Origin of the sequence: Campylobacter sp. 2018MI13 (assembly GCF_018501135.1) — a bacterium.
In the GTDB taxonomy this organism is placed as follows: Bacteria; Campylobacterota; Campylobacteria; order Campylobacterales; family Campylobacteraceae; genus Campylobacter_E.
In genome coordinates, this window is record NZ_JAHCZC010000064.1 from 1 (window position 1) to 10759 (window position 10759).

11 protein-coding genes and 1 tRNA gene are annotated in these 10759 nt (G+C 29.0%); 11 read left to right on the forward strand and 1 reads right to left on the reverse strand.

Annotated features, from left to right (window positions below; all coding sequences use genetic code 11):
- On the forward strand, positions 1-317 hold a 317-nt coding region (locus KJQ99_RS07090; protein ID WP_214150381.1), incomplete at its 5' end, for a hypothetical protein.
- Between the two features lie 23 nt (positions 318-340).
- Here KJQ99_RS07090 and thiD read toward each other — a convergent pair.
- Positions 341-1123: a bifunctional hydroxymethylpyrimidine kinase/phosphomethylpyrimidine kinase gene (thiD, locus tag KJQ99_RS07095; RefSeq protein ID WP_214117352.1), complete on the reverse strand. Its 783-nt coding sequence runs from the start codon at positions 1121-1123 to the stop codon at positions 341-343.
- 97 nt (positions 1124-1220) lie between these two features.
- Here thiD and mraY point away from each other — a divergent pair, with 97 nt between their 5' ends.
- From mraY to KJQ99_RS07145, 10 genes are all read left to right on the forward strand, one after another.
- The gene (gene mraY, locus KJQ99_RS07100) at positions 1221-2267 is read left to right on the forward strand and encodes a phospho-N-acetylmuramoyl-pentapeptide-transferase (RefSeq protein WP_214117351.1); all 1047 of its coding nucleotides are present in this window, start codon (positions 1221-1223) and stop codon (positions 2265-2267) included.
- 5 nt (positions 2268-2272) lie between these two features.
- A complete protein-coding gene (gene murD / locus KJQ99_RS07105) occupies positions 2273-3460 on the forward strand; it encodes a UDP-N-acetylmuramoyl-L-alanine--D-glutamate ligase (RefSeq protein ID WP_214150382.1) in 1188 nt (395 codons plus the stop codon).
- Complete coding sequence (locus KJQ99_RS07110; RefSeq protein WP_214150383.1) at positions 3453-3839, forward strand: hypothetical protein; 387 nt, start codon at positions 3453-3455, stop codon at positions 3837-3839. The genes murD and KJQ99_RS07110 overlap by 8 nt, the downstream gene beginning before the upstream one ends.
- A 46-nt stretch (positions 3840-3885) precedes the next feature.
- Positions 3886-3961 (forward strand) — tRNA-Phe (locus KJQ99_RS07115).
- A gap of 103 nt (positions 3962-4064) precedes the next feature.
- Complete coding sequence (gene rsmA, locus KJQ99_RS07120) at positions 4065-4832, forward strand: 16S rRNA (adenine(1518)-N(6)/adenine(1519)-N(6))-dimethyltransferase RsmA (RefSeq protein WP_214117348.1); 768 nt, start codon at positions 4065-4067, stop codon at positions 4830-4832.
- The gene (locus tag KJQ99_RS07125; RefSeq protein WP_250325130.1) at positions 4822-6726 is read left to right on the forward strand and encodes a ribonuclease J; all 1905 of its coding nucleotides are present in this window, start codon (positions 4822-4824) and stop codon (positions 6724-6726) included. The genes rsmA and KJQ99_RS07125 overlap by 11 nt, the downstream gene beginning before the upstream one ends.
- 9 nt (positions 6727-6735) lie before the next feature.
- Positions 6736-7659, forward strand: a complete 924-nt coding sequence (locus KJQ99_RS07130; protein WP_214150384.1) for a KpsF/GutQ family sugar-phosphate isomerase — start codon at positions 6736-6738, stop codon at positions 7657-7659.
- Positions 7659-8423 (forward strand): pseudouridine synthase, encoded by a 765-nt coding sequence (locus tag KJQ99_RS07135; protein WP_214150385.1) that lies wholly within the window; start codon positions 7659-7661, stop codon positions 8421-8423. Before KJQ99_RS07130 ends, KJQ99_RS07135 begins: the two co-directional genes overlap by 1 nt.
- Positions 8423-9589, forward strand: a complete 1167-nt coding sequence (locus tag KJQ99_RS07140) for an amidohydrolase (protein ID WP_214117344.1) — start codon at positions 8423-8425, stop codon at positions 9587-9589. The genes KJQ99_RS07135 and KJQ99_RS07140 overlap by 1 nt, the downstream gene beginning before the upstream one ends.
- Positions 9590-9666: 77 nt before the next feature.
- Positions 9667-10269, forward strand: coding sequence for a hydrogenase-4 component G (locus KJQ99_RS07145; protein WP_214117343.1), 603 nt, complete (start codon positions 9667-9669; stop codon positions 10267-10269).
- The last annotated feature ends 490 nt before the right edge of the window (positions 10270-10759 follow it).

A 10759-nucleotide genomic window follows, 5' to 3' on the forward strand; every position in this document is an offset into this window, starting at 1 on the left:
ATATAAAAGCTTTATTTAAAAGGCAAAATAATTGCTTTTTAAAATTAGGTTTTGCTTTAGAATACCTTAACAATGATTTTGCATTTTCGCTAAATAGTAATTATTTTAAAAGCTTAAGCAAGGATAAATTGCTTATTATAAGTGATGGATATTCTAAAGAAAATCTATATTTTAAAAATCTTAATAGTTTTGAGCTTGGAATACAAACTAAGTATTTATTAAATGATAGTTTAAGTTTGGATATTGATTTAAGTAAGCAGTTTTTTAAAGAATTTAATTCTTATTTTTTTAAGATTGGTTTTGGATATAAGTTTTAGGCAAAATTATATATTTTGCCTTTTTATAAATTAAACATATGATTTAATGGGCCTCTGCCACTTCCTAAGTTTGGAGCAAATTCCATTGCATTTTGTGTATATAATTTAGCATCTTTTACAGCTTGTAGTTTAGAAAGTCCATTAGCTAAATTAGCAGCTATAGAAGCACTTAAAGTGCATCCTGCTCCGTGATCGTTTGTGGTATTTAAAGGTTTGCCGTAAAGCTCGTAAAAGTCTTTTCCATCATAAAAATAATCTATCGCTAAATCAAAATATTTTCCACCTTTAGCAATCACGCTTTTAGCACCTAAGTCTATTAATTTTTTAGCAGCATCTTTTAGTTTTTCTTTAGAATTAATCTCAAATCCACATAAAAGTTCGGCTTCTAATTTGTTAGGCGTTAAAATATCAGCGAATTTGATAAACTCATTTACATAAAGCTTAAAATCTTCATCTCCTATTAATCTAAAACCACTTTTAGCAAACATAACAGGGTCAATTACTATATTTTTAGGTTTATATTCTTTAAATTTTTCAATAGTTAATCTTATTAAATTAGCATCCCCCATTAATCCTGTTTTTAGTGCTTTTGGTGGAATATCTTTAAATACTGCATCAAATTGAGCCGATACAATATCTTCATTCATAACACAAGCACCATAAACTCCTTGAGTATTTACAGCATATACTCCTAAAACTACTGCCATTCCAAAAGTTTTATGCATAGTAAAGGTTTTTAAATCAGCTTCAAGTCCGCTACCACCACTGCAATCACTTCCTGCAATTGTTAGAACTGGATTTAACATATAAACTCCTTATATTGGTTAAAAGAGAAATAATACTCTAAAAATTTATAATTTTATTATAATATTTGCCTTTTTTATAAATTTATTAGGAACAAAAATGTTTAACCTTGATATAAACTTATTTTCTTACATTAGCGTTAGGGCTTTTTTAGCGTTTTTATTATCGTTTATTATTACATTAATTATTATGCCACTTTTTATTTCTTGGGCAAAGAGTGTAGGGGCAAATCAGCCAATTTTAAGCGATGCACCACTAAATCATCAAAAAAAATCTAATACTCCTACAATGGGTGGGGTTGTTTTTATTTGTGCTGCTTTATTATCTAGTCTTGTTTTTACTACATTTAATGTTTATAGTTTTAGTGCGATTTTGTGTATTGTTTGTTTTGGTGCTATTGGAATAATTGATGATTTAGGCAAGGTATTAAAAAAGGCAAATAAGGCTGGGTTAAAACCACGCTCTAAAATGATTTTAATGTTAATTGCATCTTTAATAACAATATTACCTATTATGATATATGGGAATTTTAGCACAGAACTTTTTGTCCCATTTTATAAATATCCTATAATTGATATGAAGTATTTTGCTTTATTATTTTGGGTATTGGTGTTAATTTCTAGCTCAAATGCTATTAATCTAACTGATGGACTTGATGGACTTGCTTGTGTGCCTAGTGTGTTTTCACTATTTACATTATCAGTGTTTTTATATCTTAGCTCAAATGCTGTTTATGCTAATTATTTATTGTTACCTAGAGTAAGCGGGAGTGAAGAATGCGTTGTAATTGCGCTTGCATTAATTGGTGCTTTACTAGGATTTTTATGGTATAACTGCCATCCAGCACAAGTATTTATGGGAGATAGCGGTTCTCTTACATTAGGAGCTATTGTTGGATATTTAGCGATAATTTCAAAAAATGAGATTTTATTAATTTTAATAGGTTTTGTTTTTGTTCTTGAGACTATTAGCGTTATTTTACAAGTTGGAAGTTTTAAAATATTTCATAAAAGGATTTTCAAAATGGCTCCAATTCATCATCATTTTGAGCAAATTGGTTGGAGTGAAAATAAAATCATAGTTAGATTTTGGCTAATTGCATTTATTTGCAATGTTTTAGCGTTAATTACTATTAAATTAAGGTGAGTTTTATGTTATCAATGTTTGGATATGGAAATGTTGCTAAGGCGATTACAAGCACTTATAAAAAGGGTGAATGGTATATATATGATGATAAATTTAGCGTTTGTAGTAAAGATGAATTTGGTAATAAGCTTTTACCTACAAGCTATTTTAATCCTGATAAAAGTAGCATAGAAGTAGTTAGTCCTGGAATTGCGCCTAATCATATTTTATGTAAAAGTGCTAAGAATTTAACAAGTGAGATTGATTTTTATAACGAAGCTTTAGGGCTTAGTATTTGGGTTAGTGGGACTAATGGTAAGACTACTACAACGGAAATGATTTCTTATTTGCTTAATATTGAAGCAGGAGCAAATATAGGAAAACCAATTGCATTAATGAATCTTAAAGCACCTTTAGTTGTCCTTGAGATGAGCTCTTTTGCCCTTCATTATACTAAGGTTGCAAGACCTGAACTTTATGTATTATTACCTATTTGTGATGATCATATTTCTTGGCATGGAAGCTTTAATAATTATGAAAAAGCAAAACTTGATTTAATTTTTAGAATGAATAAAACAGCAAGTATTATTGTGCCTAAAAAATATGAAGAGTATTTAAAGAGTGCAAATTGTATTAAATATTTTTATGAGAATTCTAGTGATTTAGCTAAGCTTTTTGATATTGATTTAGCTAGATTAAATTACAATGAGCCGTTTTTGTTAGATGCGTGTTTAGCGTTGGCTGCTTGTAAGATTATTAGTGGCAAAATTGAATATGAAAAAATATCTAAGTTTAAAATTGGTCGTCATAGAGTTGAGATTTTTAAAGATAGCAAAGATAGAATTTGGATTGATGATAGCAAGGCTACTAATATTTCAGCTGCACTTGCTGCTATTAATAGTTTTAAAGAGCCTTTACATTTAATTGCTGGTGGAGATGCTAAAGGTCAAGATTTAAATGAGTTTTTCTCAAAATTAGATAAAAATATAAAGCTTTATTTAATAGGTAAGAGCGATTTTAGCGATATTGCTAAAAAGCACGGATTAAACCCAATTAGAACCAATCTAAAAGAAGCTGTAAGTATGATTTATAAAGATTTAACAACTAAAGAAATAGCATTATTAAGTCCTGCATGTGCTAGTTTAGATGAGTTTAGTTCTTATGCTGAGCGTGGGGATTTGTTTATAAAATATATGAAAGATTTAGATGTTTAGCTTTTTAAGACTTGCAAAAAGTGCTTTAATTACAAGTGAGTATAGTGTGAAAAATAATAAATTACTTTATAAAAATAAAGAATTTATAATCCAAGATGAATTAAAAAATTGCGAAAATACTTATTTTGTAGTTGCTATTGATAGAGTGATTTTATTTAAAAATCAAAATGAAAATAATTTTGATAAGGCTAAAAAAAGACAAATAAAAGCGATAAGTCTTAGTTTTTTAGTAATGATTTTATGTTTGATAATTTTATTTTTTCAAGAATTTGAAATAGGAATTTCATTTTTAAGTATTGCTAGTATTGTAGTTTTTATACTTTCAATACTTAATTATTCGTTTTTAAAACAACAAATTTTCGCATTAGAAAAAATTTAAGCATAATTTAAGAATTATCATATATAATAACGGCTTTTACTTCGGTGGTTGGATAGCTCAGTCGGTAGAGCAGCAGACTGAAAATCTGCGTGTCGGCAGTTCGATTCTGCCTCTAACCACCATTTTAAATTTCCCATTTTTTATTATTTTTTTGTTTGAGAATTTGAAATAGGAATTTCAAAATAATTTTTCTATACATTAAATATTTTTTCATATACTCCCCAAATGATTAAGGCAAAAAAGAAATTCGGACAAAATTTTTTAAAAGATGAGTTAGTAAAACAGCAGATCATCCAAGCGATACCCAAAGATTTAAAAGCAAAATTAATTGAAATTGGGCCTGGCTTAGGTGATTTAACTGCTCCAATACTTAAAAGCGGTTTTAAATTAACAAGTTTTGAAATAGATGATAGTTTAATTCCTATTTTAAACGAGCGTTTTAATAAAGAGATTTTAAGTGGAGATTTTACGCTAATAAATGCTGATGTTATGAATGTAAAAATTAGCGATGAGCCTTATTTTATATGTGCTAATTTGCCGTATTATATTAGTTCGCAAATTATTATAAATGCTTTATTTGATGATAACTGCATAGGTATGCTTGTGATGATTCAAAAAGAATTAGCAGATAGATTTTTTGGGATTGATTATTGTGCTTTAAGTGTTATTACGGATTTACTTTGTGATAAAGTTAATGTTTGTGAAGTGCCACCTAGTGCATTCACTCCTATGCCAAAAGTAAATTCTAGTGTAATTAAGCTTATTAAAAAGCCTAGTTTGTTGGATAAAAAAGATTTAAAAGCTTTTAATTCTTTTATCAAGATAGCCTTTAATCAACCAAGAAAAAAAATGCTTAGTTCATTTTCAAATAAAACAAAGGTAAAACAAGCATTAGATAAGCTAGAAATTGATGAAAACAAAAGAGCTCATGAAATATCTGTTAAATCATTCTTAGAACTTTTTAAATTACTAAAGGATGAAAATGAATATTGAAGATTTAGAAAAAACAAAAGTAGCAAGAAGTTATGAAAACGCTGAAAACGAAGATGAACTTTTAGAAGAATTAGAAGAAGAAATTGACGATAAAAAAGCTAAAAAGAAAAAAAAGCGTAAGAAAAAAATCTTACCAGCTTCTTTAAAAGGTGATTTAGATTGGCAAAAAGCCTTGGCTGAATCAATGAAAGAAAACGAAAAAGCTCAAGAAAAAAGGCTATATCCTTGGATAAATTACAAAGGTAATGCAAGTGTTAAATTTACTCCATTAGGCGGACTTGGTGCTATTGGTGGAAATATGAGCGTAATTGAGTATGAAGATGAAGCTATTATCATTGATGTTGGAATGAGCTTTCCTGATGCTGATACCTTAGGTGTTGATATTGTAGTTCCTGATTTTTCTTATGTTAGAAAGATAAAAGATAAAGTAAAAGCTGTTCTTATCACTCACGCTCACGAAGATCATATTGGAGCAATGCCTTATTTTTATAAAGAATTTGATTTTCCGATTTATGCTACGCCGCTTCCACTTGGAATGATTTCAAATAAATTTAGCGAACACGGGCTTAAAGATAAATGCAAATTATTTAGACCAATTACAAAAAGACAAATTTATGAAATTGGCTCTTTTAAAGTTGAGTTTATGCATATAACTCATAGTATTATAGATAGCTGTGCATTAGCTATAAATACTCCTGCTGGAACTATTATTCATACGGGAGATTTTAAGATTGACCATACTCCAATAGATGGTTATGCTAGTGATTTACATCGTTTAGCTTATTATGGCGAAAAAGGTGTTTTATGTTTATTTAGCGATAGTACTAATAGTTACCGCGAAGGTGTAACTAAGAGTGAAAGCACCGTTGGTGGGACTTTTGATTTGATTTATTCAAGATGCAAAGGTCGTGTGATTATGAGCACATTTAGCTCAAACATTCATAGAATCCATCAAGCAATCACACACGCACTTGTATATAATAGAAAAGTTTGTATTATAGGTCGTTCTATGGAAAGAAACCTATTTACAGCAATTGAGCTTGGATATTTAAAATTTGATAAAAAGATTTTCATAAGTGCTGATGAGCTTGATAAATATCCTGATGAAGAGATATTAATAGTAACTACAGGCTCACAAGGTGAGAGTATGAGTGCATTATATAGAATGGCTACAAGCGAACACAAACATGTAAAAATTAAGCCTAATGATCAAGTAATTATAAGTGCTAAAGCAATTCCTGGTAATGAAGCAAGTGTATCAGGTGTAATTGATTTATTAATGCGTCATGGAGCAAGTGTTGCTTATCAAGAATTTAGCGAAATTCATGTAAGCGGTCATGCAGCAAGTGAAGAACAAAAGCTAATCTTAAGACTTGTAAAACCTAAATATTTCTTGCCTGTGCATGGAGAGTATTCTCATATTAGTAAGCACAAAGCTAGTGCAATTGCTTGTGGTGTGAATGAAAAAAATATATATTTATTAAATAATGGCGATCAAATGGAGATTAGCTGGAATAAATTAAGAAGATTAAAAACCGTTAAAACAGGTAAAACTTATATAGATAATCAAGTAGATAGAGAAGTGCATGATGATTTATTAAATACTAGAAAAAATCTTGCAGAGCATGGAATAGTGCAGCTTAATCTTCATATTAATATGGGTGCAAGGACACTAAATCACGCACATATAATCAATTTTGGTTTAGTATCAAATAAACTAGCTCAAGATTTTGCAACTGATGTTAGCAATTATATTAAATTATTTATAGCTGATGCAAAAGATACTTTATTAAAGGATAAAAAGGCATTTGAACCTGCACTTAGAAATGCACTTAAGAAGTATTTTTTCAAAAAATATAAAAAATATCCGTATTTATTATTAAATATTCATTAAGGATAAAATATGCTAGAAATTGCAAAAAACATTCTAAAGCGAGAAGCCTTCGCTTTAGAAGAAGCGTCAAATTCTTTAGATGAGAGTTTTTGTGAAGTTGCTAAGGTAATTAGTGAATGCAAAGGGAATTTAATCATTGTTGGAGTTGGTAAAAGTGGTATCGTTGGACGCAAAATTGCAGCTTCGTTTGCTAGTTGTGGGGTAAGGTCATTTTTTATTCATGCTAGTGAGTTAATGCACGGAGATTTAGGAAATATTTGTAAAGATGATGTGGTGATTTTAATTTCTTTTAGTGGTAAAAGCGAAGAAGTGTTAAAAATATTACCATTTTTAAATGATAGAAACGCTACTTTAATTAGCATTTCTCAAAGCAATTCTCCATTAGCGAATGCTTGTAGTTTCAATATTGCTACAAATTGCAATGAAGCAATTACAAATCTACCAGCACCTACTAGCTCAACTACTCTAACTCTAGCTTTAGCTGATGCGCTTTTAGCTTGTGTTATTAATTTAAAAGATTTTAGTGTTAGTGATTTTGGTATAAATCATCCGGGTGGAGCATTAGGTAAAAAGTATTATGTAAAAGTTAGTGATTTAATGCATAAAAACAATCTACCGATAATAAGCAAAAATGCTAGTTTAAAAGACGCTATTATTTGTATGAGTAAGGCAAGTTTTGGTTGTGCTTTATTGGTTGATAATGAAAAATTAGTTGGATTTTTAAGTGATGGGGATTTAAGAAGAGCTATGGCTAAGGATGATTTTTCTTTAGAACAATTAGCCTTAGAATATGCTAGTAAAAATCCTAAAACCATAGAAAAATCAGTTTTAGCACATAAGGCGTTTTCTTATATGAAAGAAAACAAAATATCAATTTTAGTAGTTCTTGAGAATGAAAAAATAATAGGATTATTACAATTATTGGATGAGTGATGAGACTTAATAAATTTATAGCACACAATAGCAAGTATTCAAGAAAAGAAGCTGACAAATTAATAAAAGAAGGCTTAGTAAAGATTAATAACAAAGTTTGCTTAGAAGACTGGAGTGAAGTTGGAGTTGATGATAAGGTCTTTGTAAAAGGTAAAAGAATTTATAAAAAAAGTGAATTTAGCGTCATCGTATATCATAAAGATAAAGGCGAATTAGTAAGCCATAAAGATGAGCGTGGAAGAGCCTTGATATATGATAATTTGCCAAGAGATTTTAGACATTTTAATCCTGTTGGAAGATTAGATTTTTCATCAACGGGCATACTTTTATTAGTAGATAGTCCTGTAATAGCTGATTTTTTAATGCAAAGTAACTTAGAGCGTGAATATTACTTAAAAATTAAAGGCACTATAAGTAAAGATGTAATCAATGCTATGGAAAATGGACTTGAGATTGTAAATAGCTTAAAAGGAGCACACCCAAAAAGCAAAATCACAAATCTTAGTCTAAAGCCTTTTTTAGAATATGAGATTTTTGGAAGTAGTGGTGGATATACAAAACTAAGAGTGATTATTGATGAAGGTAAAAATAGAGAATTAAGACGCTTTTTTGCTGAATTTGATTTAGAAGTAGTGGAGCTTAAAAGGGTTGCTTTTGGTAGGGTTGATTTGGGTGTATTAAAGCCTAAAAAATATAGATTTTTAACCAATAGCGAATACGAAGATTTAAGAAGCTTTTTAAAAGAAAATAAGGTGTATTATTAATGAAAGAATTAAATAATTTACATAAAGAATTTATAGAGTTAAGACATAGCATACACGCAAATCCAGAGCTAGGATTTAATGAGTTTAATACCGCAAAATTAGTTGCAAATAAACTAAAAGAATTTGGTTATGAAGTTTATGAAGGCATAGGAAAAACAGGTGTTGTAGGAGTATTAAAGAAAGGAAATTCTACTAAAAGCATAGGTCTTAGAGCTGATATGGATGCGCTTAGTATAGAAGAATGCACAGGACTTGATTATGCTAGTAAGAATGGCTGTATGCACGCTTGCGGACACGATGGGCATACGGCAGGATTATTAATGGCTGCTAAGTATTTAGCAAGTGCTAATTTTAATGGAACTCTTAATTTATTTTTTCAACCTGCTGAAGAATGTTGTGATAATGAAATGTTAAGCGGTGCTATGAGAATGATAAAAGATGGAGTTTTAGAACGCTTTAAGGTTGATTATATTTATGGAATTCATAATATGCCAATTTCACAGATGAAAGGCTATGAAAATAAGAAATTCTTTATGAAAAAAGGCGTAATGATGGCAGGTGTAAGTGCTTATAAAGTAGATTTTATAGGCTTAGGCGGACACGCATCGGCTCCACATTTATGCAAAGACCCAATAAGCGTTGCAAATAATTTTGTAAATGCTTTATATACTTTTAAATCTTTAGAATTAAAAGATAGCGTTGTAAATGTTACAGGCTTTCTAGCAGGGACTACAAAAGCATTTAATATAATCCCAAATGAAGCTAGTGTTATGATAAATGTAAGAGGTCTTAGCAATCAAGAGCTTGAATTTATTGATACAAGAATTAAAGAATTAGCAACAAACTTAGCAAATGCTTTTAATATAAAAGCCATAGTAAAAAGAGCTGAAAATATAAAAGCTACTATCAATAACGATGAAGCACACGAGTTAGCAAGACTTGCTGCGATTGAGAGTTTTGGTGAAGATGAATGTGAGTTTGAACACCCGCATTTAATGGGTAGTGAAGACTTTTCTGCATTTTTAGATGAGGTTAAAGGAACATATGCTTTTATAAATAACGGAGATAGTGCAAATCTTCATCATCCAGAATATAATTTCAACGATGAAGTATTGCTGCTAGCTAGTAAGTATTTTGCAAATTTAGTATTAAATTATTTAAAATAAATTTATTTTTATTAAAAAATTAAATAAATTTATTATTTAGCCGATATAAAAAAGACTATATTTAAAAGGAGAAGATTATGAATGTAGGTTCTGTTAGTAATTCAGGTTTTACGAGTGGCTTACCAAAAAGTGTAAAAACTCAAGATGATGCAAGAAATGCTATAAAAGATAATTTAAAAAATATAGGCATTGACTTAGGAGATAGGGATTTAAGTAGTATTAGTGGTAAGGATATTACAAATGCTTATATAGCACAAAGTATGCAAATTAGCTTTTCTCAATTTAATACTCAAGGAAGCATATTTAGCTTTTCAAAAAATGAAATGCAACTTAATACTTTTCTTGGAACTTTAGGTAAATTAGGTGATGGTTTTGAGAATTTACAAAACTTAACTCCTGCAAAAGCTAAAGAATTAATTAGTGAAGATGGCTATTGGGGTAGTAAGCAAACTGGCGATAGAATAGCTGGTTTTGTTCTAGCTGGTGCTGGAGATGATATTGAAAAGCTAAAAGCAGGTCGTGAAGGAATTATGCGTGGTTTTAAAGACGCTGATAAGACTTTAGGTGGTTTTAGCAAAGGATATGCTGATATTGCAAATGCTACAATTGAACGTGCCGTAAAAGCTATAGATGATAAAATAGCTGAATTAGGCGGCAATGTAGTAGATATAAAAGCTTAATTAAATGCCTATTTTTAGGCATTTAATATTTATAAATATAATTAATTTTAAAATCTTAAAAACAAATGTTCTTATATTAAAACAATTTAAAATAAAAAATTTTCATACTAATTAGATAATTTAATCAATTAATTTTAGCTTTTATAATAAAGTAAAATCATTATATTTTGCATTTATAATTTATACATCATAAAACATTAATTACAAAGTAAAACAATTAAAATATATATTATGAAAATAATTTATTTTTATAAGATTTTGCTATGTATTGATTAAACATTTTATAATTTTTATCTCTTAAGTAATTCTTTAATACTAGGCTCTATGCTATTAAATTCATTTATATAATTTTTATAAATAAATTCCATAATCTTTAAAATTTTGGTTATTAATAATATATAATAAACTTTTCTTTAAACCACCAATGTATTACATAAAACTCTTTGTATCCAACAATAATATGTAATATAGTAGATAAAAAATGTTCTAC